This window comes from Alphaproteobacteria bacterium HT1-32 (genome assembly GCA_009649675.1).
In the GTDB taxonomy this organism is placed as follows: domain Bacteria; phylum Pseudomonadota; class Alphaproteobacteria; order Rhodospirillales; family HT1-32; genus HT1-32.
On sequence record WJPL01000003.1, the window covers coordinates 748,576 to 775,542 of the forward strand.

Annotated in this window: 30 protein-coding genes; 17 read left to right on the plus strand and 13 right to left on the minus strand. The window is 56.4% G+C overall.

Annotated features, from left to right (window positions below):
- Nucleotides 1-131 precede the first annotated feature (131 nt).
- From GH722_19015 to GH722_19055, 9 genes are all read right to left on the minus strand, one after another.
- The gene (locus tag GH722_19015) at nucleotides 132-3,380 is read right to left on the minus strand and encodes a tetratricopeptide repeat protein (GenBank protein ID MRG73855.1); all 3,249 of its coding nucleotides are present in this window, start codon (nucleotides 3,378-3,380) and stop codon (nucleotides 132-134) included.
- On the minus strand, nucleotides 3,380-4,090 hold the full coding sequence (locus GH722_19020; protein ID MRG73856.1) for an OmpA family protein: 711 nt from the start codon (nucleotides 4,088-4,090) through the stop codon (nucleotides 3,380-3,382). The genes GH722_19015 and GH722_19020 overlap by 1 nt, the downstream gene beginning before the upstream one ends.
- Nucleotides 4,087-4,779, minus strand: a complete 693-nt coding sequence (locus tag GH722_19025) for a hypothetical protein (GenBank protein MRG73857.1) — start codon at nucleotides 4,777-4,779, stop codon at nucleotides 4,087-4,089. Before GH722_19025 ends, GH722_19020 begins: the two co-directional genes overlap by 4 nt.
- Nucleotides 4,780-4,793: 14 nt before the next feature.
- The gene (locus GH722_19030) at nucleotides 4,794-5,333 is read right to left on the minus strand and encodes a hypothetical protein (GenBank protein ID MRG73858.1); all 540 of its coding nucleotides are present in this window, start codon (nucleotides 5,331-5,333) and stop codon (nucleotides 4,794-4,796) included.
- Nucleotides 5,334-5,345: 12 nt separating this feature from the next.
- Nucleotides 5,346-5,732, minus strand: a complete 387-nt coding sequence (locus GH722_19035) for a response regulator (GenBank protein ID MRG73859.1) — start codon at nucleotides 5,730-5,732, stop codon at nucleotides 5,346-5,348.
- Between the two features lie 93 nt (nucleotides 5,733-5,825).
- Nucleotides 5,826-6,536: a hypothetical protein gene (locus GH722_19040; GenBank protein ID MRG73860.1), complete on the minus strand. Its 711-nt coding sequence runs from the start codon at nucleotides 6,534-6,536 to the stop codon at nucleotides 5,826-5,828.
- Between the two features lie 9 nt (nucleotides 6,537-6,545).
- Nucleotides 6,546-6,977 carry a hypothetical protein gene (locus GH722_19045; protein MRG73861.1) on the minus strand — a complete coding sequence of 144 codons (432 nt, stop codon included), beginning with the start codon at nucleotides 6,975-6,977 and terminating at the stop codon, nucleotides 6,546-6,548.
- 21 nt (nucleotides 6,978-6,998) lie between these two features.
- Complete coding sequence (gene fliM, locus GH722_19050; GenBank protein ID MRG73862.1) at nucleotides 6,999-8,159, minus strand: flagellar motor switch protein FliM; 1,161 nt, start codon at nucleotides 8,157-8,159, stop codon at nucleotides 6,999-7,001.
- Nucleotides 8,156-8,701 (minus strand): flagellar basal body protein FliL, encoded by a 546-nt coding sequence (locus tag GH722_19055; GenBank protein ID MRG73863.1) that lies wholly within the window; start codon nucleotides 8,699-8,701, stop codon nucleotides 8,156-8,158. Before GH722_19055 ends, fliM begins: the two co-directional genes overlap by 4 nt.
- 357 nt (nucleotides 8,702-9,058) lie before the next feature.
- Between GH722_19055 and flgF the strand changes: the two genes are divergently transcribed.
- The 4 genes from flgF to flgH are packed head-to-tail and all read left to right on the plus strand — an operon-like array spanning nucleotide 9,059 to nucleotide 12,412.
- Nucleotides 9,059-9,799 carry a flagellar basal-body rod protein FlgF gene (gene flgF, locus GH722_19060; protein ID MRG73864.1) on the plus strand — a complete coding sequence of 247 codons (741 nt, stop codon included), beginning with the start codon at nucleotides 9,059-9,061 and terminating at the stop codon, nucleotides 9,797-9,799.
- Nucleotides 9,800-9,837: 38 nt separating this feature from the next.
- On the plus strand, nucleotides 9,838-10,623 hold the full coding sequence (flgG, locus tag GH722_19065; protein ID MRG73865.1) for a flagellar basal-body rod protein FlgG: 786 nt from the start codon (nucleotides 9,838-9,840) through the stop codon (nucleotides 10,621-10,623).
- Nucleotides 10,624-10,650: 27 nt separating this feature from the next.
- Complete coding sequence (gene flgA, locus GH722_19070) at nucleotides 10,651-11,622, plus strand: flagellar basal body P-ring formation protein FlgA (GenBank protein MRG73866.1); 972 nt, start codon at nucleotides 10,651-10,653, stop codon at nucleotides 11,620-11,622.
- Between the two features lie 28 nt (nucleotides 11,623-11,650).
- A complete protein-coding gene (gene flgH / locus GH722_19075; GenBank protein ID MRG73867.1) occupies nucleotides 11,651-12,412 on the plus strand; it encodes a flagellar basal body L-ring protein FlgH in 762 nt (253 codons plus the stop codon).
- Nucleotides 12,413-12,516: 104 nt separating this feature from the next.
- On the opposite strand, the gene dksA is transcribed toward flgH, so the two are convergent.
- The gene (gene dksA, locus GH722_19080; protein ID MRG73868.1) at nucleotides 12,517-12,933 is read right to left on the minus strand and encodes an RNA polymerase-binding protein DksA; all 417 of its coding nucleotides are present in this window, start codon (nucleotides 12,931-12,933) and stop codon (nucleotides 12,517-12,519) included.
- Nucleotides 12,934-13,125: 192 nt separating this feature from the next.
- Entirely contained in the window at nucleotides 13,126-13,560 is a 435-nt protein-coding gene (locus GH722_19085; GenBank protein ID MRG73869.1) for a flagellar assembly protein FliX, read from the minus strand.
- A gap of 280 nt (nucleotides 13,561-13,840) precedes the next feature.
- On the opposite strand from GH722_19085, the gene flgI reads away from it, so the two are divergent.
- The 6 genes from flgI to GH722_19115 all read left to right on the plus strand — a co-directional run bounded on the left by flgI (nucleotide 13,841) and on the right by GH722_19115 (nucleotide 19,516).
- A complete protein-coding gene (gene flgI, locus GH722_19090; protein MRG73870.1) occupies nucleotides 13,841-14,989 on the plus strand; it encodes a flagellar basal body P-ring protein FlgI in 1,149 nt (382 codons plus the stop codon).
- Nucleotides 14,989-15,303 carry a hypothetical protein gene (locus GH722_19095; protein MRG73871.1) on the plus strand — a complete coding sequence of 105 codons (315 nt, stop codon included), beginning with the start codon at nucleotides 14,989-14,991 and terminating at the stop codon, nucleotides 15,301-15,303. Before flgI ends, GH722_19095 begins: the two co-directional genes overlap by 1 nt.
- On the plus strand, nucleotides 15,303-15,746 hold the full coding sequence (locus GH722_19100; GenBank protein MRG73872.1) for a hypothetical protein: 444 nt from the start codon (nucleotides 15,303-15,305) through the stop codon (nucleotides 15,744-15,746). The genes GH722_19095 and GH722_19100 overlap by 1 nt, the downstream gene beginning before the upstream one ends.
- A gap of 13 nt (nucleotides 15,747-15,759) precedes the next feature.
- On the plus strand, nucleotides 15,760-17,556 hold the full coding sequence (gene flgK / locus GH722_19105; protein ID MRG73873.1) for a flagellar hook-associated protein FlgK: 1,797 nt from the start codon (nucleotides 15,760-15,762) through the stop codon (nucleotides 17,554-17,556).
- A gap of 23 nt (nucleotides 17,557-17,579) precedes the next feature.
- Nucleotides 17,580-18,569 carry a hypothetical protein gene (locus tag GH722_19110; protein ID MRG73874.1) on the plus strand — a complete coding sequence of 330 codons (990 nt, stop codon included), beginning with the start codon at nucleotides 17,580-17,582 and terminating at the stop codon, nucleotides 18,567-18,569.
- A 128-nt stretch (nucleotides 18,570-18,697) separates the two neighbouring features.
- The gene (locus GH722_19115) at nucleotides 18,698-19,516 is read left to right on the plus strand and encodes a flagellin (GenBank protein ID MRG73875.1); all 819 of its coding nucleotides are present in this window, start codon (nucleotides 18,698-18,700) and stop codon (nucleotides 19,514-19,516) included.
- A gap of 134 nt (nucleotides 19,517-19,650) precedes the next feature.
- Here the strand turns inward: GH722_19115 and GH722_19120 are convergent, their stop codons facing one another.
- A complete protein-coding gene (locus GH722_19120) occupies nucleotides 19,651-20,463 on the minus strand; it encodes a hypothetical protein (protein ID MRG73876.1) in 813 nt (270 codons plus the stop codon).
- Between the two features lie 133 nt (nucleotides 20,464-20,596).
- On the opposite strand from GH722_19120, the gene GH722_19125 reads away from it, so the two are divergent.
- Genes GH722_19125 through GH722_19155 form a run of 7 tightly spaced genes read left to right on the plus strand, consistent with a single transcriptional unit; the run spans nucleotide 20,597 to nucleotide 26,154 of the window.
- Nucleotides 20,597-20,992 carry a flagellar biosynthesis repressor FlbT gene (locus GH722_19125; protein ID MRG73877.1) on the plus strand — a complete coding sequence of 132 codons (396 nt, stop codon included), beginning with the start codon at nucleotides 20,597-20,599 and terminating at the stop codon, nucleotides 20,990-20,992.
- Nucleotides 20,982-21,416, plus strand: coding sequence for a flagellar biosynthesis regulator FlaF (gene flaF / locus GH722_19130; GenBank protein MRG73878.1), 435 nt, complete (start codon nucleotides 20,982-20,984; stop codon nucleotides 21,414-21,416). The genes GH722_19125 and flaF overlap by 11 nt, the downstream gene beginning before the upstream one ends.
- Nucleotides 21,413-22,168, plus strand: a complete 756-nt coding sequence (locus GH722_19135; protein ID MRG73879.1) for a glycosyltransferase — start codon at nucleotides 21,413-21,415, stop codon at nucleotides 22,166-22,168. The genes flaF and GH722_19135 overlap by 4 nt, the downstream gene beginning before the upstream one ends.
- Nucleotides 22,169-22,194: 26 nt before the next feature.
- Nucleotides 22,195-22,959 carry a methyltransferase domain-containing protein gene (locus tag GH722_19140; GenBank protein ID MRG73880.1) on the plus strand — a complete coding sequence of 255 codons (765 nt, stop codon included), beginning with the start codon at nucleotides 22,195-22,197 and terminating at the stop codon, nucleotides 22,957-22,959.
- 23 nt (nucleotides 22,960-22,982) lie between these two features.
- Nucleotides 22,983-23,753, plus strand: a complete 771-nt coding sequence (locus tag GH722_19145) for a hypothetical protein (protein MRG73881.1) — start codon at nucleotides 22,983-22,985, stop codon at nucleotides 23,751-23,753.
- Nucleotides 23,753-24,478: a hypothetical protein gene (locus tag GH722_19150; GenBank protein ID MRG73882.1), complete on the plus strand. Its 726-nt coding sequence runs from the start codon at nucleotides 23,753-23,755 to the stop codon at nucleotides 24,476-24,478. The genes GH722_19145 and GH722_19150 overlap by 1 nt, the downstream gene beginning before the upstream one ends.
- On the plus strand, nucleotides 24,475-26,154 hold the full coding sequence (locus GH722_19155; protein ID MRG73883.1) for a tetratricopeptide repeat protein: 1,680 nt from the start codon (nucleotides 24,475-24,477) through the stop codon (nucleotides 26,152-26,154). Before GH722_19150 ends, GH722_19155 begins: the two co-directional genes overlap by 4 nt.
- On the opposite strand, the gene GH722_19160 is transcribed toward GH722_19155, so the two are convergent.
- Nucleotides 26,143-26,940 (minus strand): methyltransferase domain-containing protein, encoded by a 798-nt coding sequence (locus GH722_19160; GenBank protein ID MRG73884.1) that lies wholly within the window; start codon nucleotides 26,938-26,940, stop codon nucleotides 26,143-26,145. The genes GH722_19155 and GH722_19160 overlap by 12 nt on opposite strands.
- Nucleotides 26,941-26,967: the final 27 nt, after the last annotated feature.

The following is a 26,967-nucleotide window of genomic DNA, read 5'->3' on the forward strand; positions in this document are numbered from 1 at the left end:
TGGTCCGAAAGCGCGGGTTTGTGAGGCATTCCCGCACCGGATGCAAGGGAAAAACGTAATTATTTTTATGACAGTTTCCAGACACTCCCGAGGAATTTTCTTAAAGCCCCGAATGCCGAACGAAAGCCCCGTCAGTTGATGGCACTCAGGCCACCGCCCTTCAGGCGGTCACGATAGTTTGTCATGAAAGCCTGGAACTGCTCGACATCCTTCACCTGATTCTGAATCGTCCTGTAATCAATCAGGCCCTTGCTGGCTGCCGATGTAATCAGCTGGAAGGCTTCTGCCAGTTCTGTCTTGTTCATGGCATCACCAAGACGGGTCCGCAAATCCCGCAGTTTTTCCTCGTTTGCCGCCAGCGCCAGCGCAATCGCCCAGTTCAGCGCATATTGCGCCGTCTCCGTTGATATCTCGCCCCGCCGGTCAATCGGGCCCACCAGACGGCCAAAGATTACCGCCGACCGGCGCCAGTCCTTCATTTCCGTATAGGCTTCCGCCCGCAACAGATTAGCGTCCTTGCTGCCGTCATTATCAAGGGTGACAAGCGCGCCCTCGAAATTATCCTGCTCGATCTGGGCTCTGGCCCGGATATGACGGCGCTGTTCAACCAGTTCTTCCGGCATATCCTCAATCTGGCTGTCATCCAGTGCTGCAACGGTTGCGTCGGGTTTGCGATCAAGCAACTGGATCAGCGCCAGTCGCGTGCCGACCCGTGCTTTTTCAACACCGGTCAGCCGCGTCTCAATCTGGTCCCGGAGAATACGGGCTGCCTGCGGCAGCAAATCCACGCCGACCAAACGGTCTGCCAGCTTGCGAATCAGTTCATCGCCCCGTTCCCCACCCGGCGTCAGCTCCCGAAACTCGTTATAGAGGGAGATCGCCGTCACCGGGGGTATCGCATCGGCGGCATCATTCAGATACAGGTTCTCGAAGATATCCTTCATCAGCTGCGTTACCGCCTTTGATTCAGGTTTCGACGGGAAATTGCTGACCAGTGACTTGTAGGTCTCCAGCGCCTGCCGGTAATTCCCGGCTTCCAGATAAAAATCCCCCATCCGGCGCAGTAACTGGAATTCAAACGCATCACCCCGCCAGACAAAGCGCAGTTTTTCAAGCTCTTCGGTCGCCTTGCTGGCATTGATTTCTTCGGTCCGGAACAACAGTTCGATACGTGCCAGTGCGGCCCGGGAGCGGGCATAACGATCCGGCCCGTTCTCGACCTTCTCCCATTTCGCAATCGCTTCCTCATAATCGCCGGTCAGTTCTGCCAGCGCCCCCTGCAGACGCTGCAGTTTCGCCTGATCACGGGCCGTCGGGTTTTCCTGTTCCAGCATCCGCAGGAATTCCTCGGCGCTTTTGGCATCACCCAGGGCCAGCGTTGCTTCGGCACCCAGCAGGGCCAGCTTTCGCTTCACCGTCTCCGGATAGTCCGCAAGAATGGCCCCGCCCGAGCGCATAGGCAGACCAGCCCGTTGCAGATCCCCTTCACGGGCCAGCACCGCGCCTCGCCAGAGCTCTATTTCATCGACACCATCCAGACGCTCATGAAAAAGGTCTTCCCGTGCCCCCGGCAGATTATTGTTCAGTAACCGCGCGCCCCCACGCAACGCCCGGAAAGCCGGATCCGACAGAATTTCCGGATCAGATTCCGCCATCAGCGCCAGGACACCCAGCGTCTCGGCACCCAGACCATTGGCAAAGTAGAACCGGGCCAGTTCCAGACGCGCCGGATCCCGCTGACTGCCCCGTGATGTCGCAACCGCATTATAGAGACGCTGCTTGTTACCCAGAAAACTGCCGTTGCCGACCCAGACCGGCAAATCGAAGATGCGTGACGCATTTCCGGTCCCGCCAAGCGATTCTCCCTCGACTTCCTTGTTCTCAACCGACAGGGCCAGACCACTCGGCCGGGTGATGACGGCACCGGTTCGCGTCGGCTGAATGACAATATCATCCGCAAATGCGATCAGTGCGATGCCCTGCACAGACGGCAGAATACGCATATCCCGCAGGTCGCGCATCTGGACCACACCGGAACCAAGCGGGACAACCGGAATCGCGGTAATCCGGTCACCCACATCAGGATCAACGAACTGCACTGGTGCAGCCGGTTCCGGTACGGGCAGCAGAATACGTGACCCGGATGCCAGACCAACCTGCGGAATGACAGCAATCGGCTGCTGTGGTTTCAGTTTCCCCGGCGCAACATCAACAATCCACAGCAACCCGTCCTTGCGAACCTGCGGGGCATATCCCGGCGGAATCGACATGCGCACCGCACTGCCGCGCTCACCGGGCAACTGCTGAATATCCGTCGCCACATCGGCGCCCAGCCGCTTCAGCAAAGCCAGATCGAATTCCCGTTTACGGTCAAAGACGACCCAGAGGAATCCATTACGCATAAAGATCGACGCTGCCGCCGGATCACGCCATTCAAAACTGAGGCTGACCGAAGGCCCTGTAGCCACCGGCTGTTCTGCCTCTGGCGCTGCCGGTGCGGCAGGAGAAACAGACGGAGCGGCCAGTTCAGCATCAGCTGACTTGCGCGGCACCAGCACAACAGGCTCACCCAGCGGTTTCGGCTGGGCCGCAGCCGGTGCCGGCTCTGGTGGTGCTGCGGGAGGTGTCGGGACGGAAGGCTCAGGCGTCTTGCCTGCCACCTGCGGTGCAGGCTCGGCAGGCGCACTGCCATCACTGAGGACATCAACCACGATCTTTGGACCGGACCGGAAATGCCGGAGCCGGATACCATCAGCCACGTTCAGTGTAACCGAGAGGTTGCCACCTCCTGCTGCACTGACCGAACGGATATTCTTCGGCAGCGACCGGGAAAGCGCAGCGGCATCAATGCGCCCCGGCGCACCGAACCTGACGACAACCTTGTCGTCTTGCTGGTCCACCGCATAATCAATGGTTCGCGACCAGTCAAAAACCACCCGGCTATATCGCTCATGCTCACCGGTCCGCACACCGATCAGCGGTGGCCCCGCAGGCGCAGCCGCCCGCCCTGAGGCCGGCGGGCTGGTTCCCGGAGGGTTCACGACATCAACGACCACGGAGGTTCCGGATCCAAAACTGCGAATATCAACCGGCCGGGTCAGCGTGAAACGCGCCTGCCGGCCAGCGATACGCCCGTCAGAAACATACTGCCGCAGCAGACGTATCGCCGGTGCCAGATCAGAACTGAGCGGCTGAGTGAATTCCACCACCAGTTCATTGCCTTCAATCCGCGCCTCGAAAACAACCGGTTGCGGCCAGTTGAACACCAGCCGGCCATAGCCATCATGTACCCCGCCCCGGGTTTCCACCGGCGTTTGTGCTGAGGCGCTGGCTGCCATCAGCATGGACATAAAGACGACGAGACTGACCAGGAAGCGCATCAATAGCCCCCCTGCACAGTCTGCAGAACAATGATGTCGACACGCCGGGCCACTTCAAACCGCTGCTCTTCGGGCATCGTCAGCGGCACATCCGCAAACCGGCTGTCGGCAAATCCGAAGGCGTAAATCGCGTCCTCATAACCTGCCCGGCTCAGTTCGTTCACCACCGCCCCGGCCCGGGCCAGCGACAGCTCCCAGTTTGACGGAAAGGCGCCACTTTGTGGTGGTGCCGGGTCTGTATGCCCGCCGACCGCAAGCTGGTTACCCACATTCCTCAAAAGTCCGCCCAGCCGGAATACCGCAGCGCGGGCATCATCACGCAACACCGCACTGTTGAGGTCGAACAGAATCCGGCCCGGTAATGATATCACCATCCGATCCGCCATCATGTTGATCCGGCTTTCGCCAAGGATCGGATCATCAGCAATATTTTCCCGCAGCACTGCATTCAGGTAATCCAGATTGATCGCACGCTTGCGAAATGTCTTTGCGATATTGAGCGGTGCGGCCGGCGGTGTGTCACGAAGAACCTCAGTCGGGGCGACGGTGCGGTTCAGTGCGTCAATCATCTTCTCCCAGACATCAACCTTCACCGATGACATGGAAAACAGCATGACGAAGAAAGTCAGCATCAGAGAGACAAGATCAGCGAATGTGATCATCCATGCAACGCTGGCTTCTTCCTTTTTGGCGGGTGTGTCATGGCTCATGACTGCGGCGCCTCCAGATTGAGTACCGCATCACCACGGGGCCGAACAGAAAACAGAATCCGGACTTCGTCGGAATCTCCGGGATGAAGCCCGACCGAAATACTGTCTGGCGGCCCGCCACGAGATGTATATTCGCGGGCAATGGCTCCAAGGCGACGGCTTTCCAGAGTCGGCGCAATCGGTAATGTCCGCCCGTTCAGATAGACAGCCCCGATCAGAACATCCATTTCAAAACGAAGCGTATCAGGACGGGAACTGATAACTGCGATGATACCATCAAACAGCTGATCACGGGAACTGCCGGGACGCAGCTCCGCCTTGCCCTCAAAAAACAGACTGTTGACCGGGAACACGGCCTGCATCTGCTCGCCCGGCTGAACAACGGTAACTTTCACCGCAGGAATAAGAGTCTCGAAAAGTTTTGCCGATGTTTCAATAAACGCCTGCGCCTGAAGTACATCGCCGGTTTCAGCGTTGAAATTACGCAGGTCACTCTCGGGTGGCAGCAATGTCGAGAACGTCGAGGTAAGGCTGTCCATCACGGCATCAGCCTTGATCTCCTCAATTGTCGAGATTGCATTCAGCAGAATAAAGAAAGCGAGAATAAGGAGGTAAAGCCCAAGGAAAAGCGTCAGGCTGGGGTCTTTTTTCGGGGCGCTTTCCGGGGGCAGTTCGTCATTGCCGTTCATGGTACCACGGCATGTCAGCCGACACCGCTGTCGGAGAACAGCTTGTCGATGTCATCCTGTGAAGGCTTGTCCTGCTGGCCGGAAGGCCCGTCCAGCAGTCCGGCGTTCTTTTCAGCAGCCCGGCTTTCCGTCATCTCAGCAGGCAGCGGTCCATTAGCCGCGATGTCCAGTAACTGCCCGGCTTTGTCGCAACGCTGCCCGACAATATCCTGAAACCCGCAAGCTGTGAAAATGTCTGATAATGCAGCATCCTGACTTTCCCCATTCTGGATCGCCTCACAGGCATCCATTATAGCATTTGCTGCAGTTTCTGTATCTGTACGAATTTCCTCAATCAGCAGCTTCAGATCAGCCAGAGAGGAGGCCAGCGCCCCTCTTGCCAGACCGTCCTGCAGGGCCGTCAGAGACGTCTCGATACTTGAAAGCCGGGTTTGCGGATGATCCTGGCTCCGGGCGACAAGGCCGCCAAGTTCATCAACCAGACGCACCAGACCAGCCTCACGGCTTTTCGAGGCCGGTTTTTCGGCCAGTTGTTTGATGCGACCGCTGGTCATTCCGCGTCAGCGTCAGAACTGGCCGATAACGCTAGCCATCTTGCCTTTGAGCGTATCCGCATTGAATGGCTTGACGATATAATTCGAAACGCCGGCCTGTTTGGCAGCGATGACATTCTCGGACTTGCTCTCGGCCGTCACCATGATGAAGGGCAGTGACCGAAGCTTTGCGTCTGCCCGTACTTCCTTGAGCAACTGCAATCCCGTCATCGGCTCCATATTCCAGTCCGAAATGACGAGCCCGTAGTTCTTCGTACGCAGCTTCTCAAGCGCTGCCGACCCGTCACTGGCTTCATCAACATTGATGAAATTAAGCTGACGCAACAGATTGCGCATAATCCTGAGCATCGTCTTGTAATCATCGACGATGAGGATGTTCATATTCATATCTACTGCCATTTTCTCACTCACTATTCAGATCAGTTTGATACTGCGCCATATCCAGTCGAACGACAGACAATCAGAATAACCTGACTATCAGCTAATTTCTTACTAATTTGCTGCATTCTGGCCATTACTACCACCCGGTTCCGGCAAATTTCTGCCATCGAGCAGTTTTACTGTCAGTTCATTAGCCTTCTCGACTGTCATATTAGCCATAACGGGAGCCAGTTTTGCCTCACGCATCTGCTCGGCGATGGAAAGCAAAGTGGCCATTTCCATCGTATTAAAGATGGCTGCCGCATCTTTTGGTTTCATTGATTCATAAGTCTTAACTGCACGACGCAATTCACGCAGTTGCTGCTCGTCATGCTTCACCAGCAGGCCATCAATAACGCCCTGAAGTTCCTTCAGCTCGACAATCTTGCGGTCAATCCTGGTTTCTGCGGCCGACAGCAGGTCCTGCCGGCGGTCGATCTGCCGCTCACGCTGTTCCAGCTCTTCACGGCGGGCCGCAAGCTGTTGCAGGGTATCGATTTCCGTCTGGGTCAGATTCAGCGCCGACAGCCCCGGATCAACCGGTGCCAGCGGGGGCGGAGATGACGGTGCTGTTGCTGGCGCAGCCGGAGCAGAAGCAGCCGGCGCCTGCTGGCTATCTGCCGGCGGTGATTCCTGCTGTGCAATCGCACTCGCGACGGCGACAGCCGGTGCCTGTCGGCCATAATACGGGTCGGTGATAACACCCCAGATTGAATTCAGTTTCACCGTCAGCAATAACGCTGCAGCAAAAATCGTTATGGGAAGAATTCTGAGATATTTCACAGCAACTTCCTACCGGGCAGACTTGAGGGCTTTGAGCAATTCCTCGCTCGGGCCTGTTCGGTCAGCTTTCGTATGCGCATCCGGGTTCGGGGCCGCCTTGGGCATTCCCCCGGCGACCTTCCGTCCTTCTGAAATGCCAGCTTCAAGTTCATTGGCAAGCCGGTCACCGCGCTCCGTAAAGAATTCCAGTTCATCCCGCAAAACCTGCGCCCGCTTGATTCTCTGATCCAGTTCCTGGGCTGTCCGGTCAGCCGCCCGCCGCAATTCCTGAATGCTGCCCTGCGCACGCTGGGTCGATTCATTAAAACTGGTAATCATCTGGCCAAGTTCCGACCGGCTGTCACGAAGCGTGCGTAACCGGCGGTTGAGTGCAAAGGCAAAACCGATCGTCGCTGCCAGCAGCAGCGCCAGAATAATATCGAGGATCAATGACCAATCCATAACAGCCCCATCCTGATCCTGTTATCCCTGTGCACGGTCACGGGGTTTTGCCTTCTCATCAATCCGGATCGCAATCTGTCCGTTACGACGTCCCATCTTGCCCTTGAACAGTTCAATATCACCACACCGCAGGGCAACCCGGGAATCCGGGGTCGCATTCAGCATCAGCCGGTCGCCGACCTTCAATGCAAGTATATCCTGCAGTGACAGTGTTTGTTGATCCAAAACTGCCCCAAGATCAATGTCGGTTAACCACAACTCCTGCGCCAGATGGGTTTCCCAGATCGAGTCCCGTCCGAATTTCTCACCCATGAACATCTGAAGCAGCAGTTCGCGAACCGGCTCCAGCGTCGCATAGGGAATCAACAGTTCAAGGCGCCCGCCACGGTCTTCCATATCAATCCGCAGCTTGGCGCAAATCGCTGCGTTTGATGGCCGGGAAATAGTGGCAAAACGCGGGTTGGTTTCCAGCCGGTCAAACCGGAATGCAACCGGGCTGAGAGGATCAAATGCCGCGCTGAGATCATCCAGGACGACATGGATCATCCGTTCCACCAGATTGCGTTCAATCGTGGTATAGGGCCGACCTTCAATCCGCATGGCAGCCGTGCCGCGGCGTCCGCCAAGCAGCACATCGACAATCGAATAGATCAGGGCAGAATCAATCGTCAGGAGCCCGTAATTGTCCCATTCCTCAGCCTTGAAAACACCCAGCATCGCCGGCAGCGGAATTGAATTAAGGTAATCACCGAAACGCAGCGACAAAATGTTGTCCAGCGACACCTCGACGTTATCCGAGGTAAAATTCCGGAGCGATGTCGACATCATCCGGACCAGACGGTCAAAGACGACCTCCAGCATCGGCAGACGTTCATAGGAAACCATGGCGCTGTTGAGAATCGCCTGGATTCCCGACTGCTCGCCCATATCATCGCCGTCATCGTCGAAACCGAGCAGACTGTCGATTTCATCCTGGTTGAGAACGCGGGTCGTTTCACCACCACCCCCGTCATCATCATCGCCGTCCATCATGGTTTCCCATTCGGCCGCCAGGTCGTCGTCTTCTCCGTCGCCGTCGCCGCCACCCTCGCCGCCTTCTGAATCGAGCATGGACTCCCAGTCTTCGGCGACGTCCTCGTCGTCACCTTCCGGTGGTAAATTCTGATCGGTCAGGCCACTCATTGCACAAGCATTTCCTTGAACAACACATCACGCACGCGGGTTGGGCGCGTCGCCGCATTCACCCGGATCAGCAGTTCTTCACGCAGACGATAGATACCTTCCGACCCCTGCAGGTCTTCCTGTCGCAGTTCGCGCAAATAGACTGTAAAATTATCAACAATCCGGTCGATGACCTGCTCAATCCGCGGAACGTCTTCCTGAGCGTTCAGTTCAAGCGCGACACGAATTTTCAGGAATTCCTTGCGACGACCATCCGAATTCAGATTCACCAGCATTTCCGGAACTTCATAGAAAACACCAATCTCGTTGACTGTTTCCTGCTGTGGCTGGGCTTCCTCTGCCGCCGGCTCACCCCCCGTAATCATAGCGATGATCGGATCTGCCAGCCCCATGAAATAAGCGCCAGCACCACCACCAATCAGCAGCAGCAACGGCACAACGATCAGCAGCAGCTTCTTCTTGCCGCCTTTCTTTCCGCCACCTTCATCGGAGCCGGAATCAATGTCGTCACCCATTGGTTCGTCGAGATCGTCGTCCGCCATATCCGCCTGTCACCGCCTGAGCGGCATCCTTTCACTGCCCGAAAAAAACTTCGGGTCCACCCTGTAACCTATATCAGTTCATGGATGCCGGGGGAACGCAAACCAGCCAAAACTGATCCTTTATCTTAGTGTTACAGGGTTAAAAAAGCCTTTCCGCCGGCCTGATCCGGGAGGTCAGCGACCGGAAGCGGCAATAATTGCCTTCCCGGTGGGTCGATTTCGTCCCCCAGCCGTCCCCTCAAACCGACACACAATAGTTAATGCATTGATTTCATTGATTTATTTTTCTTGGCACGGCTCCTGCTACAGGAATGGCAGCTAATAACGCCACGCCGCTGATACAGGCCGGAGACGAAAATGGAAAACCTCACACTCGTCGCATTATCGCGAATGAGCGTTCTCAGAAACCAGATGGCGACAATCGCCAACAATGTCGCAAACGCCGACACTGACGGTTTCAAGAGCGAACATGTCATGTTCGATGACTACGTTGTGAAGACACGGGGCGGCGAATCGAGCCTGAAGGCCAAGATCGCCTTCGTGTCCGATGTTGCCTCCTACACCGACCTCAGCAAGGGCCCGCTGATCGCGACAGGAAACGACCTTGATGTTTCCATCGCCAAGGAAGGTTATTTCGTCGTCGAAGGCAGGAACGATAACGAATACACGGCCAACGGACGCTTCTCGCTGAACGCAGACGGGGAACTGATCACTGCCGGCGACAAGCGTGTTCTGAACACGGATAACGAGCCCATCGTGATTGATGGCGGTGTCTCCACCATCGATATCTCGCGCGACGGCACCATTTCGACCGACGGCGCAGAAATCGGGAAATTGCAGGTCGTCAGATTTGACAATCCGCAGGAACTGGAACGCATCGCCAACGGCCTGTACCGGGCACCCCAGCGGATCACCCCGCAGGTGATGGATAACCCCGATCTGGTCCAGGGTTCGATTGAGGAATCAAACGTCGAACCGATCCTGCAAATGAGCCAGATGATTGAAGTACACCGCGCCTATGAAAGCACCAGTCGCCTGATGAGTCAGGATCATGACCGGCAGCGCAAGGCCATCGACATTCTCACCCGCACCAACTGATCCGTCGATCAGCTGAACGATTAGAAAAGGATAACGACATGAGATCATTGAGCATCGGCGCGACGGGAATGCTGGCACAGCAGACGAACGTCGAGATTATCTCGAACAACATCGCGAATATGAACACCACGGCCTATACCCGGCGCCGGACTGAATTCCATGACCTGCTGTATCAGGATCTGCGGCGCGCCGGTTCGACCAGTTCGGACAATGGTGACGTTGTGCCATCCGGCATTCAGCTCGGCCTTGGTGTGCGCACCGCTGCGGTCTATCGCATCACCACCCAGGGCAATATCCTGCAGACCCAGAACACCTTTGATCTGGCCATTCAGGGCAAGGGTTATTTTGCCGTCGACCTGCCGTCCGGGCAGACCGGCTATACCCGTGACGGCTCGTTCCAGCTGAACGCAGACGGACAGATGGTCACCCATGACGGCAATACGGTACAGCCGGGCATCACGATCCCGCAGAACGCCATCAACATCACCATCAATGATTCCGGCGAAGTGCTGGTGACTCTTGATGGTACCGTGGCACCCCAGAATGTCGGCCAGATCCAGCTCTCCCGGTTCCAGAACGAAGCTGGCCTGAGCGCCATCGGGGACAACCTATTTGTCGAGACTGACGCATCTGGCAACGCAACAACAGCAAATCCGAATTCAACCGGGTTTGGCAGCCTGCTGCAGGGTTATCTCGAAACCTCCAACGTTAATGTGGTCGAGGAAATCACCAATCTGATCACCGCACAGCGCGCCTATGAAATGAATTCCAAGGTTATTGAAACCTCCGATCAGATGATGGCGACCGTTACAAACATCCGATAGGCGAAACCTTCTCCAAGGAGAGACAAGATGAAGAAAATCATCCTGACACTGGCGATCGTTCTTGCAGCTCATTTCATGGCTGCCCCCGCCATCGCCGAACTCGACGGAACGCCCCTGCCCTCATTGCGCGGGCATTCAGAGGTGGACGACAATTACATTCGCCTCGGCGACCTGTTTGCCAACCTGCCGGAAGATCAGCGCGAAATTTCTGTTGCCTACGCACCGAAACCCGGTCGCAAGGCAGTGTTCGACGCGCTCTGGCTGTATCGGGTCGCCCGGCATCACCGCCTGAAATGGCGCCCGATGAGCCGCCTTGATCAGGCAATCATCACTCGTCCAAGCCAGATTATCGGCCAGTCCGATATCGAGCAGGCAATTTCTGCAGCCCTGTCCGAACGGGGCGCGCCGGACCGCTTTCAGATCGAATTCACATCCCGCAACCTGACCCTGCACATCCCCCAGGATGCAACGACGGCAATACGGATAGAAGACCTGCAGTATCAGCCGGGAGACGAGCGTTTCGCAGCCATCCTTGGCATTTCAAGTGACATGGCCAGCGGCACCCGCACCCGGGTTTCCGGACGCATCCACCCGGTCGTTGATGTCCCCGTGCTTAACCGGCGCATGGAAAGTGGTGACGTGATTTCGGAAAATGATATCGAATGGCTGGAACTGCGCCAGGACCGGATTGAACGGAACACCATCGTTGATCAGGAGCAGCTGGTCGGCATGTCGCCCCGCCGCGCCCTGCAATCGGGAACCATTGTGCGGGCAGGTGCCGTCCGTCGCCCGGTTGTCGTCGAGAAGAATTCACTGGTCAACATGTACCTGATCCGCGGTGCCCTGAAACTGACCGCACAGGGCCGTGCGCTGGAGGCGGGCAGTGAAGGTGATGTGATCCGGATTCAGAACACAACCTCCAAGACGACCATCGAAGCCACCGTTACCGCACCGGGGACAGTTACCGTCGCCGGCATCGGTGGCCGCCTGACAAATTGAACGATAACCCCGTTCAGGAGAGCTTGAAATGACATCCCCTACCCTCGCACAGACAGCACGGATCGCCGGTCTGACCGCCCTGATGCTGTCGACCGCAGCCTGCAACACGCTGAGCCGCCTGTCGGAAGTTGGCTCCCAGCCCTCACTGGCAGAGATTGAAAACCCGACACAGCAGGCGAATTACAAGCCTGTCAGCCTGCCCATGCCACAGCCCGAGATCGCCCGGCATAACTCCAACTCGCTCTGGCGGCCCGGCGCGCGTGCCTTCTTCAAGGACCAGCGGGCAGCAAAGGTCGGTGACATCCTGACCGTTACCGTCTCAATTGCAGACAGCGTAACCACCCAGAACAAGACCGAACTGAACCGGACAGCCGGAGAGAATGCCGGTCTCGATCAGTTCCTCGGATATCAGAATGCGCTGGGCAGAATTCTGCCGGAATCGATCACCCCCGCTTCAGCGATCGATTTCGATTCCCAGCATGTTTCGAACGGTGAAGGCAAGATCACCCGGAACGAAACTGTCAGTGTGCAGCTTGCCGCAATTGTGACCCAGGTCCTGCCAAACGGTAATCTGGTAGTTCACGGGCGGCAGGAAGTTGGCCTGAACTATGATGTCCGGGAAATTATTGTCGACGGCGTGATACGCCCGGAAGACATCACAGCATCAAACCAGATCAGCCATGACAAGATTGCCGAGGCCCGCATTCGTTACGGCGGACGTGGCCAGATCATGGACCTTCAGTCACCGCGCTGGGGCCAGCAGATCTACGACATCATCTTCCCGTTCTGATCTGACCGGGAAGATGCCAGAAAAAAGCCCGCAGCTTTATCGCTGCGGGCTTTTTGCTGTCCGGAGACAAAATCATCAAACCACGTTAGGGGTTCACGCTGTTCCTAGTCGTCGCGATGCGTCCGTTCCATACGTTCATGGCGTTCCTGAGCTTCCAGGCTCATGGTCGCGATGGGACGCGCTTCCAGCCGTTTCAGGCTGATCGGCTCACCGGTCTCTTCACAATAACCGTAAGTGCCATCATGAACGCGCTTCAGTGCGGCATCGATTTTCGCGATCAGCTTGCGGGCCCGGTCACGGGTCCGCAGTTCCAGAGCCCTGTCTGCTTCCGCAGAAGCCCGGTCAGCGATATCCGGCTTCTGAAGATCGCCTTCCTGCAGACTGGCGAGAGTCTCGTTTGATTCCGCCAGAAGTTCAGAACGCCAGCGCAACAGCTTTTCTTTGAAGAACCGCCGCTGACGCGGGTTCATAAACTCTTCGTCTTCCGACGGTTGATAATCAGGGGGTAAAGGGAGGTCCATGAGCTCCATGTTCACTTTGTTCCTAACGCCGGTTAAGTCCAAAAACATTACTTTTCTTGATTATTGGCGGCGGAATATAGAGACGCCCTCCACGACCTGCAAGCGCCGATCAGTCACCTGACGAAACGAGTTCGTGAAGATCATAAATGATTGTTTTAACTGACCTTTGGATTGTCAGTCCCGCCCGGCCTGCTATCTGCGCTGCAGCTTTGCCAGCTCAACTTCGGTTCTGAGCTCAATCTGGGCGATCAGATCTTCCAGTTCGGCATCCCCGCTCTGCCCCTTCCGGGACCGCAAAGCCTGTGCCAGTCGTCCGAGCTTCTCCATTGGTATGGATCCGGTCAGCAAACCGAGTCTGATCTCTTCCAGGCCATCCAGCAGACTGCTGCCATGGGTAACCGCACGGCGCCGTGCCGGCCGGTCCTCGGCATCCGGCGCCTCCTGCAATGACAGCAGTCCTCCAACGGAGTCCACCGAAGCCATGCTCTCCATCTCCGGCGTATCCTCCGCCGAAGACAGTGACGTCAGCGCCTCGGCAAACGAGCTGCCGGACTTGCCTTGCTTCTTTGTGGTTCGCGATGGCCCGCCTACACGACTTGAGCCACCAACTTTAATGCCATCGGACATTCAACGTTCCTCCGCCTGCATTCAGACTCACAGGTTACAACGGCAGACTGTCACACAACACTTAAATCCCCGTGAACACGGCTCAATGACAGGCGGCAATAATTGCCGCTGAGCGGAAACAGCTTCCCTGAAAGCAGAGCCTTTCACAAAACCAGAACCCCAGAGAAATAAAAAATATTCAGTAATTACAATGCACTGAACATCTTTCCGTTTATGGCACGACTTTCGCATTAACAGTTGCGGGCGAGAGACGTCCGGATTGACAGAGATGAGCAAGAAGATGCTGAAGCCGTTCAAACAGTTCCTCCACTCCAAACCAGTTATCCTGGTTGCCCTGAGCCTCGCTCTCACGGTGATGTCCCTGACCCCGGCGGATGCCAATTCGCGGATTAAGGATATCGCCGAATTTGAAGGCGTCCGGGACAACATGCTGGTCGGCTATGGCATCGTCGTCGGCCTGAACGGAACCGGTGACACGTTATCCTCTGAAATCTACACCCGGCAGAGCCTGATCGGCATGCTGGAACGCCTCGGCGTCAACGTTCGTGACTCTGCCTCCAGCCTCTCCTCACAGAATATTGCAGCGGTTATGGTGACGGCATCCCTGCCGGCCTTTGCCCGTCAGGGGGCACGGATTGATGTAACAGTCAGCGCACTCGGCACCGCATCCAGTCTGCTGGGCGGCACCCTGCTGGTGACCCCGCTGATCGGTGCTGACGGCGAAGTCTATGCCGTCTCGCAGGGGCAGGTCGCAACCGGCGGCTTCACCGCGGCCGGTGCTGCGGAAACCATCACCAAGGGTGTCCCGACCTCCGCCCGTATCGCTAACGGTGCAATCATCGAACGTGAAATCGGCTTCGAGCTGGAAAGCCTGCAAAGCATCCGGATCAGCCTGCGTAACCCTGACTTCACAACGGCCCGCCGACTGTCAGATGCCGTGAATGCCTATCTCGGCACTGCTGCTTCACGGCCAACCGATCCGGGCACCGTCTTTCTCAGCATTCCCTCGAACTACGAGAACAACGTCGTCGGATTGCTGACCGATATCGAGCAGCTGCGGGTCCAGCCGGACCAGCTGGCCCGCGTCATCATCGACGAACAGTCGGGTGTGATCGTGATGGGCGAGAACGTCCGGGTCAGCCGCGTTGCCATAGCCCAGGGCAACCTGACCATCCGGGTGACAGAAACCCCACAGGTGTCACAGCCTGAACCGTTCTCTGCCACCGGCACCACGCAAACTGTCAACCGCAGTGCTGTCGAAGTCGATGAAGGCCAGGACCGCAAGCTGACCGTCGTTGATCCGGGTGTCAGCCTGCAGGATCTGGTGGATGGCCTGAACACTCTCGGTGTCGGCCCCCGCGATATGATTACCATTCTCCAGGCCATCAAGGCAGCGGGCTCGCTGCAGGCCGAAATCGAGGTGATGTGATGTACGGCGAAAGCGCAATTTCACAGGCGGGCATGAACCTCGCCTACCGTCAGCCGAATGTCGCAGCAAAGAATGCCCGGGCCGGCGAAACATGGGAAGCCGCCAAGGACTTCGAAGCGGTTTTTATCTCCAGCATGATACAGCCGATGTTCGAAAGCCTGGAAACGGACGGCATGTTTGGCGGCGGTCAGGGCGAGAAGGTTTTCCGGTCAATGATGGTCCAGGAATACGGTCGCAAGATGGTTGATGCCGGCGGTATCGGCCTCGCGGATAAAGTCTACGAAGCCATGCTTCAGGCTCAGGAGGGCAAGTGATGGAAATGAAAGACCGGATGCTCACCGCGATCGAGATCGCCGAACAGCTGAGCGGCATGATGTCGAACGAGAATGAAGAACTGCGGCAGCACAAGATTGAAGCGGTCAGCGCCCAGCAGGAACGCAAGGATGCAATGTCGCGTCAGTACGAAGAACTCATCCTGTCGCTGCGCCTTGAGCAGGAGCGGCTGAAGGATCTCGATGAGGAAATCCGTGAGCGCTATCGCAGCGTGGCCGGCAAGCTGCAAACCATTGCCGGTGAAAACGAACGGCTGATCAAGGCCACACTGACCGCCGGACGCCGCCTGATGGATGCCATCATTGATGCCGCGAAGGAAAAGCGCGCTGGCGGCGCACAGACCTATAACGCCGGCGGCAAGGTCAACACTTATGAGCGTCCGGGCGTCAGCAATGTATCGCTGTCCATTGACGGCAAGTTCTGAGGAGGATTAAGCCATGTCACTGACATCAGCACTCTCCACCGCCGTCAGCGGCCTGCAGGCCGCTCAGCAGAACCTGCAGCTGATTTCGAGCAACATCTCGAACGCGAATACCGAAGGCTATACCCGCAAAACGGCCACCCAGCAGAACCGTACCGTTGCCGGTATCGGCCAGGGCGTCACGGTTTCCAATTATTCCCGGCAGGTCGATCAGAGTCTGCTGCGCCAGATCAATGGCGAGACGGCAACATTGCAGCGCCAGAGCACACTGGATACCTATTACAACCGCCTCCAGGCGGTCTTCGGCACGCCCGAAGCAAACAGCTCGGTCAGTCACCTGATTCAGAGTATGGCGGATGCTTTTGAACAACTGGCTGCCGACCCGAACAAGACGCTGACCCAGCAGGGTGCCGTCACCGCGACGTCGAACGTACTCACAAAACTTGATGACATGAGTACCGAGATTCAGGATCTGCGCGAAGCTGCGGATAAAGAGATCGAAGACGCGGTCACCACCCTGAACAACACGCTCTCCACCATTGAAACCCTGAATACGGCAATTTCCAAAGCCGTAGCGGCAGATACGCCTTCTTCAGACCTGCGTGACAGCCTCGACATCGCGATCAAGGAAATCTCCAGCTACATGGATATTTCCTATTTCTTCAAATCAGATGGACGGGTTGCAATCTATACCCAGAGTGGCCGGCCGCTGGTCGACGAGACGGCATCCACCCTCAGCCACACCGCCTCCTCGATCTCGACCTCGACCGTGTACCCGACCAACATCAATGCGCTGAATGTTGGTTCAACCGACATCACGACCGAACTGCGCAACGGCAAGCTGAAGGCACTGGTTGATCTCCGTGACACGGAATTGCCGAACCTGCAGACTGAGCTGGAAACGCTCGCATCGACCCTGCGGGAACAGATCAACATTGTCCATAATCAGGGCACCGGCTTCCCGCCTCCCCAGACACTTACGGGCACGCTGAACACGACAGGCCTGCCGAATGCCAGCGATGATCTCACATCCGCGTCCGGCACATTCCGTATCCTCGTATCGGATGCCGCCGGCTCACAGACAGAAGCCTTCGTCGTGGACCTCACCGGCGACACGAACATGGCGGACATTCTGGCATCCATCAACGGGGCCGCAGGGAACACCACGGTTACAGCCAGCGTCAACGCCACTTCCGGCGTGCTGGAACTGACCACCACCGGCACCGGAATCTCAATTCAGGACATCGACAGCGCCATTACCGGCACGGCCACGACGACAGCTGCTTTCACCAGGTCCGGCAGTTTCAGTTATGTCTTCGGCATGAACGATCTCATCGTCGCGAATGACGAGTTCAACGAAGCCGGCACCATGAGCGTTCGCAGCGATATCGTCTCAACCCCGGCCCTGCTAAGCCGCGGCCAGGTCAATACCATTCCTGCCGGGCAGACAAATGCCGGAGATTTCTACATCTCCGAGAACGACAATGCGGTCGCCCAGCTGCTGGCAGACAAGTTCACCGACAATATCAGCTTCTCTGCATCAGGAAATCTGGGCGCCACATCAGCGACCCTCTCTGAATACGGCAGTCAGCTGGTTTCCGAGCAGGCAGCCCGTGCCACAGCCAACAACACCAACCTCGACTTCCAGCAAACATTTGTCGACCGGCTGGATGTTCAGCGATCGTCTATCAGTGACGTGAATGTCGACGAGGAACTGTCGAACCTGATCATCTTTGAACAGTCTTACGCAGCCTCATCGCGCGTCATTTCCACGACAAACCAGATGTTTGACGAACTCATCAACCTCATCTGACGGGTTCCAGGAGGAATCGAACCATGATATCGCGTATCGGATCCTATACATTCACATCTCAGAACACGAGCCGGCTGATCAAGTCGCAGCAGGAACTGATTGAACTGCAGGTCCAGGTTGCCACGGGCAAACGCTCGCAGGATTACAAAGGGATTTCGGCTAATTCCCGTCAGCTGATCAATCTGGAGAACTCGGTCAAGAATGCCGAGCAGAATCTGGCACAAAACAACCGCGTCGATCTCGACATCAAGGCTTACAACGCCGCGATCGAGGCTTTGACCGACCTCGCCTATGAAGCCAAGTCGCTCTATAACAGCAGTGTCGGCTCCGGCGCAGATCCGACGGATCAGGTGTTTGACCCGCGGGAACGTGCCTTTGACCTTCTGAAGGAAGTCGAGGCGCAGCTGAATCTGAAAATCGACGGTGACTATCTGTTCGGCGGCGGACGCACGAATGCGAAACCGGTTACCCTGCCAAATGATCAGGCAACCCTGTCCGCTGAAATTGGTGGCGCCGGACAGCCATACGAACTGAACGGAACCGCAACAGCCTTTGTCGATACCGCCCTGAATCAGACTTACTACTACGATGGCGACAATATCGACCTTACCTATCGGGCCAGTGACGATGTGGAACTGGACTTCGCCATGCGGGCCAATGAAACGGCCTTCCAGGATCTCATTGGCGCATTGTCCGTGATGATCGACAATCCGAATGCCCATCCTGACCCGGCTGACGCGGCGACCGTCGACTTCGTCGAATCATTGCTAAGCAACGCCATTTCAGAACTTGGCACACAAGCCCAGAAGCTGGGATTTGCCGCCAACCAGTTGCAGAAAGTCAATGAAGGCCTCGAAAGCTTCATTACCTTCACCCAGAACGAAATCGAGGAAATCGAATCCATTGATCCGACCGAAGCCGTGGTGCGGCTGCAGCAATCCTCGCTTAATCTTGAAATCAGCTATCAGGCAACGGCGCGGATCAACCAGCTCAGCATTGCGAACTTCATCTGATGACGACAGAACAAACCGGCTTGACAGTTGAACAGAATTGGGGCAACTAAAGGCTACGGATAACTCAGGCAGAGAGTCCGGCAGCCAGAAAGGGCTGCAGTGAAACCTAGAATGAGGACTTCATTATCATGTCAAGTGACATTACCCTTGCATCATCAACACGTACCAACCTGCTTTCGCTGAATAAGACCTCACGTCTTATCGGTCGTACGCAGGAACGTCTTTCCACTGGTCTTAAGGTCAACAGCGCCCTTGATGACGCTCTCGCCTTCTTCCAGTCAGAAGGTCTCAGCAACCGCGCAGGCGATTTGGCCAGCCTGAAAGACAGTATTGACCAGGGTATTTCAACCCTGAAAAACGCCGTTCTCGGCGCCGAATCAGTCTCCGAACTTGTCGAACAGGCAAAGGGTCTTGCCCTTCAGGCCAAGCAGACGACGGACACCAGCGAGCGTCAGAACCTTGCCAACCAGTTTAACGTCCTTCGCAACCAGATCACTGACCTTGCCAACGACTCAAGCTATGGCGGCTCAAATCTGATTGGTCAGACGGCAGATAACCTGATCACCACCTTCGACGAAGACAGCGATCACAAGCTGACGGTTACCGGCACCGCGCTGGACGCCACCGGCCTTTCGATCGAACTGGCAGCTTCGAACTTCGGTTCCGATGCCAACATCGATGCGGCGATCTCGGATCTTGATGCGGCCCTGACCGAAGTGCGTAACGTTGCTTCCACGCTTGGTTCCAGTAACAGCCTGTTGCAGATCCGGTTCGACTTTACGGAGAACCTGATCAACACCCTCGAAGAAGGTGCCGGCAAGCTGGTCAACGCGGATCTCAACGAAGAATCAGCCAACCTGCTCTCCCTGCAGACCCGTCAGCAGCTCGGCGTCGTGTCGCTGTCGCTGGCTCAGCAGTCCGAACAGTCGGTGCTGTCGCTCTTCTAAGTCGGGCGAACATACAGTTCCGGAAACGGGGGCTTCGGCCCCCGTTTTTTTATGCCCGGGTTATGGATTCAGAATGACCGTTCCGGCCATATCTCGAAGACCGGCTGAACAGCGGCACCAAACCGGAATTCAGATCAGTGGTAACCGAAATGATGCATCAGGGCGCCGCAATACCCCTCAATTTCTTCAATCTCGGCTGCGGTCAGATATTCCGATGCCGTGCCAATACGGGCGGCCGACAGCGGCTTGCCATAGCTTTCTGAAAAAGTCGGGTAGTCCGGATCTTTCATATGGCCTGCCGACGCCCCCTGCCAGAGGTTATCCAGTGCATTATCCGGAAAGGTCAGACCGGTAAATTCCGAAAGCCCGGCAATAGCCGTTGCGGGGTCGGTCACCAGATCCTCATACTTAAAGAATTTCACCCGGCGCTTGAAGGCTGCCCCCTGACGGATAACCAGCGGTGCATAGGCGCGGGCATAGACATCAGACAGCTTGGCCATGTCCCGACCTGCATCAGACACGCTGGAGGCCATACCCGCTGCACGCTGTTTCTCCGCAGCCCTGGCCATTGAGGCAATTGTATCTCGCGGATCGCGAACGCTGACGACAAACCGCGCCTCCGGTGCAAGCTCGAAAAACTCCGGGAAATATTCCGTACTTGCCGGATTCTTGACGACAAGAGTTTCGACATCCGGATGCATGTCGCCCAGATTGCTGATCATGCTGTCAATCCAGACTGAAGCAACCTGGCGCAGGTTTTCCTGATCCCGGAAATACTGGTGATGCAGATCGTCGAAGGTTTCCAGCCCCCACCGGTACATATGTGCCAGCGAGGTCAGCAGGGTCGCCTCATCAATCAGGTCGTTGGTTCGCTCGCCTCTGCACAGCAGGGCCTGCAGCACAGTTGTGCCGGATCGCATGCAGCCGCCAACGAAAATGGTTCTCACAGAATTCTTCCTTCAAGCTGATACGCATCAATACGCATTGTGGACAACCCTTCCTTAACGGTATCAGGTCACTATTGCGTCTGATGGCGCACTGCGCCACCCTGATGCTGTCTATAACAGGATATACCGGGCCATGCCCTTAAAGCTGACACTTAAACCAAACGAAAAAGTTCTGATCGGCAATGCCGTGATCGTCAACGGTGATTCCAAGTCGGAAATCATTCTGTTAAATCAGGTGCCGTTGTTGCGTGAACGCGATATCATCACCGAAGAAGAAGCCGACAGCATTTCAAAGAAGATCTATCTGACGATCCTGAACATGTATGCAGAACCGCAAAAAGAGCAGAATTTTCATTCGATCTATTTTGATCTCATCAAGATCATGCTTGATACCTATATGGATAAAGAGCTGTTGTTGAAAATTACCGAATTGTCAGAAGAAATTCTTCGCGGGAAACACTATGCCGCGCTGAAGAAATGCAAAAAGCTGATCAAATACGAACAAGAGGTGCTTAGTCATGCCGGCTGACGCAAGTGGTATCGCCGCCTACCAGGCGACACAGAAGAAATCACTGTCACCCCGCGAAGTCGAGGCCATGGCCTTCACCAAGGCTGCGCTGATGATGGAAGACGCGCAGAAGTCACCGGATGATTACGATAAGTATGCACAGGCGCTGCGCTTCAATCAGTTGCTCTGGACCATTATCCAGGCTGACGTGACCGATCCGGCAAACCAGCTGCCGCCCGAGCTGAAGGCAAACGTCGTCAGCCTGTCGATTTTTGTCGACAAGCATACGGGTTCCGCCCTGCTTGAGGGTAAGCCTGAGATGCTGAATGTGCTGATCAATATCAACCGGAATCTGGCCGAAGGGTTGCGTACAAACCCTGGCGAAGCCCAGGCGGAACAAACCCCGCCGGAACGCCCGGCTTTTGATATGCCTGATTCTGCATGAATGGCGGGGATGCCAGTAATCGGGATACATTGATCCGGGTCTTCATTGGCTTCGACCCGCGGGAGGAAGCCGCTTTTCATGTCCTCAGCCGTTCGATCCATGCACGGGCAACTCAGCCGGTCTGCATAACCCCGCTGGCACTGGATCAGATGTCAGAGGTGATGTGGCGTGAACGGCACCCGCTACAATCGACCGACTTCTCTTTTTCCCGATTTCTGACGCCCTATCTGGCCGGTTTCGACGGCTGGACCATCTTCATGGACTGCGACATGCTGATGGTCGATGACATCGCCAATCTGTGGGCGCTGCGCGACGACCGCTATGCCGTAATGGTGGTCAAACATGACCATCAGCCAACAGAAGCAACAAAATTTCTCAATCAGCCACAGACCAGTTATGAGAAAAAGAACTGGTCGAGCGTGATGATGTTCAACGGGCCACGCTGCACGGCGCTGACACCTGAATATGTCAATACTGCCTCCGGTCTGGAGCTGCATCAGTTCAAGTGGCTCAACAGTGATGATGAAATTGGCGATCTGCCTCGCCGGTGGAATTATCTCGTCGATTACTACCCTCATTCGCCCGATGTATCCCTGCTGCATTACACAACCGGCGGGCCCTATTTCGACGATTATGCCTCCTGTGATTACGCCGAAGAATGGTTTCGCGAGCGCGATGCCACCCTGTTTGTCGATCAGGCGGCAAAAGCGGCTGCCGATAACCGGAAGCGGGCGAAAAATTCTTCCGTCTAAACCGTTCCAGATTAAGGTTACCCCATATGGTTAGCATTCCGCTGGAGATGAAACTCACCTGCCCCGATTGCGGACATGGTTTTTCGGCCCATAACGAAATTGACGATCAGATGATCCGGAAACTGTCGGCACTGCTCGACGCCGAACAGCTGAAAGCAAGGGTCGGTCAGAAATGGAAAGAAGACGACGCTGACGCCGCCCACGGCCGTCGCGAATATGAAAGCTATGAAGCTTATCTGTCGCACCAGAAGGGCAAGCTCGGCACCATCGGCTGGCTGGACCAGTATGATATCGACTACCGGCAGCAGCTTGCCGCAAGACTGAACCCGATCAGCAAAGACATCAAGGGCCGGTCCGTCATCTGCCTTGGCGCCCGTATCGGCACGGAAGTAAAAGCCTTCATTGATCACGGTGCCTTTGCCGTCGGCATCGACCTCAATCCGGGTGAAAACAACAAGCATGTCGTACATGGCGATTTCAATCATCTGCAGTTCGCCGATGGTTCTGTTGATTTCGCCTTCACCAATGTCTTCGACCATGTGTTCGAGATTGAAAGCTTTGTTGCAGAAGTCCGGCGGGTGCTGAAACCGGGCGGTATGATGATTGCCGATATCCAGCGCGGTTCAGACGAAGGTTTCCCGTTCAAGTTCTGGGAATCATTCAGCTGGAAAACTCTTGATGATCTGCTGGCTACCCTTTCCAGACTGGGCCTTCAGGCAACAACGAAAACCGACATAAGCTATCCGTATCCCGGACAACATGTCCTGTTCTCAGTCGATCCGGCTGACTGACGAATAGCAGGGAGCATCACCCGGTGTCTGGCAGCGCAGTCTCCATCAACGTCGTCACCTTCTTCGTCGACCTCGGCCCAAGACCGGGCGGCTTCGATGAATATGCGGTACTCGGGGCAATGGCATTCTCTGCGCGCCAGAGCCTGCCCGGTTGCCGCCTGGTCGTCCTGACCGATCAGACGACTGTTATTCCTGACAATATCGGCGCAGATGAAATCATGCGTTTTGATATTCCACGGGAACGCCTGATGCTTTGCCGGATGCAGGCTCAGCGCGCCTTCCTTGCTTCACCCCTCTATGATGCACCAACGACTTTTGTAGATACCGATATTGTCTTCAATCACTCGCTGATGTCGGTCTTCGATCAGCCGTTTGAGGTTGGCCTGACTTATCGAATGGACGGTTTCTGCCGCATTGACGGACAGGTCATCAATATACCGATCAATGGCGGCGTAATGTTCTTTCAGCCCGGCCAGCGCAAACCAGCCCTCGCCTACTATCAGCGGGCACTTAAGGCACATATGACCCAGCCGGAAAAATATTTCGCCTGGGGCGGCAACCAGATCGCCCTGCTGGACGCCGTCGGCCGGGATGCATTCTTCAGCCGCAACGGTGATGACACCACCATTGACGGCACGCACTACCGCTTTTTCCCCTGCGAGACCTTCAACCATACGCCGCCAGCGGATGCCATCCCGGGGCCGGATGAAGCCCGGGACAGGCTGGTGCTGCACTTCAAGGGCAAACGAAAATCGGCAATGGCTGATTATGTTTCTGCGCGCTGGCCCGGCTGATGGCGCTCGCCCTTCCCATCATTCAGACCATCGGGGCAATCGTCGATAAATTGCCCGCCGGGACTCGCCGTCTGAAAGTCCTGTCGCTAGCACACCCCGACCTGCTGATGTCTGTCGATCAGATACCCCGTGTGTTCCCACATCATGACCCGGAAAAAATACAGCCCCGGGCTGATTCTGCCGATGTTCGCAAACGACACGGGTTACCTGAGAGCACCGGCGATTTACCGGATACCCGCAGCCTGTTTGATGCCATCGGCTGCGACATCACCATTGTCGACGTTGTCGAGGCCGGAGATGTTGACCGGATTGTCGACCTGAATGAGCCGCTTGACCCGGATTACCGGGAAGCCTTTGATCTCGTGCTGGATCCGGGAACGGTCGAGCATTGCTTCAACATCGGACAGGCCATACGCAACGCCGCCACATCAGTCGCCGCTGGGGGCTTTGTGCTGCACGCAAACCCGATGAGCATGTTCAATCACGGCTTCTACAATCTTAACCCGACCCTGTTCTATGATTTCTATAACCAGAACGGTTTCGAAATTCATCTCATCGCGGCGATGACCGGACCCGCAGCAGCACGGAAGTTCGTTGATGTTCCCGCCGTCAAAAGATTTCGCAATGCCCCGCCGGAAGCCCGTATGGTCTCTGTCGCACGGCGTGTGGAGGTCCGGGAAATCGGCTGGCCGACCCAGACAAAATACGGAGGCAAGCCCGGTTGATTGACCCCCGGCTGATCCAGCGCAAACAGTTGCTGTTCGATGCGTCAGTACAGGAAACCGGCGGGCGCTTTGCCGAAGCGGCCCGGACCTATCAGAAACTCATCGAATTGTCAGAGCCCGATGCCCGCCTCCTGCATCTGCGTGCCGTCGCCTGCCGCAAGGCAGGGCTGTCCAGTGAAGCAAAGCAAGCCATAAACGCCGCCATTCAGCTGGCCGGCAGGTCCCCTGTGCTGGTCGGTGAACTGGCAGAACAGGCTGCAGAATCCGCAGACCTGAAGGCTGCACTGGCATATCTTGATCAGGCCCTCAAAGATCCGGCTGCCAGCATAGACATGCGCGTCCGGCTGGCAGAGCTGCAACTTGAAGCTGGTGATGCCCTGAGGGCCACGCACTCCGCCCATCAGGCCATCGCTGGCGGTGCCGGAATATCTGCGCAACTGGTCCTTGCCCGTGCCTGCAGAGCCTGCGGCAACTGGACAGCAATGCTGGAAACTGCCCGGCAGATACTGGAGATCAAACCGGGCCATGGCTACGCAACCGGGCTTGCCGCAGAGGCCCTGCTAAACCTCGGGGAGTCAGAGAAAGCTGCTGACCTGATGCAGCAGGCTGATGAGACGGCTCTGGCACTTTATGCAGACGCTCTTAAACAGAATGGAAACCCCGCACGTGCCGCCGCCGCTTATGCGGAAGTCCTGCAACAATCACCGGATGATACCGAGGTCCAATTCAATCAAGCCACTGCATTACTTGCCAGCGGCGACCTGACCCGGGGCTTTCAAGCTTATGAATGCCGTTTTGACCGCCATCCGGAGACGCTGAGCAGTCCCGGGCTGCCAAGATGGGAGGGCGGGTCGCTTAGAGGCCGTCACCTGCTGATCCGCACTGAACAGGGACTGGGCGAGGAAATTCTGCATCTGCGGCCACTGGCGATAGTCACAAACGAGGCCGCTTCCGTAACGCTGGAGATAACAGACCGGCTCATACCAATGGTGCGTCGCGCGCATCCCGGTATAACCGTAGTCCCCCGGACGAACCCGCCACATCCCGCAACAACGGCAAGCCATCTCGACTGTTTCTGCCCGGCCGGTGACCTGCTGCGCTACCGCTCTGACATTGCCGAAACCACATGGCTGGCTGCCGCCCCGGACGTCATACGGGAAATTTCCGACCGCTGTCCCAATGCAGATAACACCCCCGCCGTCGGGCTTTGCTGGAGCACGGAACGCACGCCCGCCGCAACGTCAAAGTCCATTCCGACGCCTCTGCTGCGCCCCCTGTTGCGCCTGACCGGTATAAATTTCGTCAGCCTGCAATTCGGCGAATCCGGCCTGACGGAAGCACGGGCACTGGAACAGTCCACCGGCAGGCCGCTATATCAGGATGACAGTGTCAATGCGCTGAAAGATCTGGACCGGGCCGCAGCGCAGATAGTCGGACTCGATCTGCTTATCTGCATCTCAACCACCACGGCTCACCTGGCTGGCGCCCTCGGCAGGCCTGCATGGGTTCTGCTGAATACGCAGCCGCTCTGGCACTGGTTCGCGCGGGGAGACAGATCACCCTGGTATCCGGGCACCCGGCTTTACAGACAACGGGACTATGGTGACTGGCGCCTGCCGCTCACGCAGATCAGACGTGATCTGGAAGTCTGGCGGGATCAGCGGCTAGACCGGTGATCCGTGGTCATGCTGACCGCGCCAGTGTTCCAGTGATTCCTTCGGCATGTCGCCGAAGTAAATTCCCTGCATCGGCGCCTGGAACGGCTTTTCCGTTGCGCCTTTTTTCAGAACACAGGCAATCTCTGCCATTTTCGGGATACGACCGGAGGCGGCAAGTGTGACGAACTGCTCACGGGTCCCGATATCGAAAATCTTGAACGGGCCGTGCTGACCAACCGCGAGAACACAGACCTGATAGTCATTGGCCTCAGCCAGATCGAAGAACAAAGTTGGCTGGAAAGTAAAAAATCCATGGTCCGGCCAGCCCAGCATCGGAGCGGAATGAATCATCAGCCCATCGGGTGCCGTCGCATCATGAATCGTCTTGAACACCTGATAGACGTTAAACACATGTTCTGCAGTGCCGATATTGGTGACCACATCATATTGCTGATCAAGATTCAGCGGCTCGTTCAGGTTTGCCCGAATGGCTTCCGGTCCGCCATGCATGTCAACGGCCGTATAACTGCGGTTGTTGAACACAAAATTATAGAAGAACTGGACCAGTTCGAAGGATTTGAACTCGCCGTCCCGCCGGCCGATATCCATCAGCTCGGCTGCGACTTTCTCAATTCCCGCCTGATCATCGCCAAAGGCCTCGGTGATATGGGCGCCGAGGATTTCCATCGGGACATCCCCGTACCAGTTCTGCTGACCGATCTCCAGAATGCTGGGATTTTCCGGCAGCAGTGAACTTTTCCGCAAATTGATGAGGACGCTGTATTCAATGACTGTGATCGCCATGATGTACCCTGTTCAGTCAGATAGCCG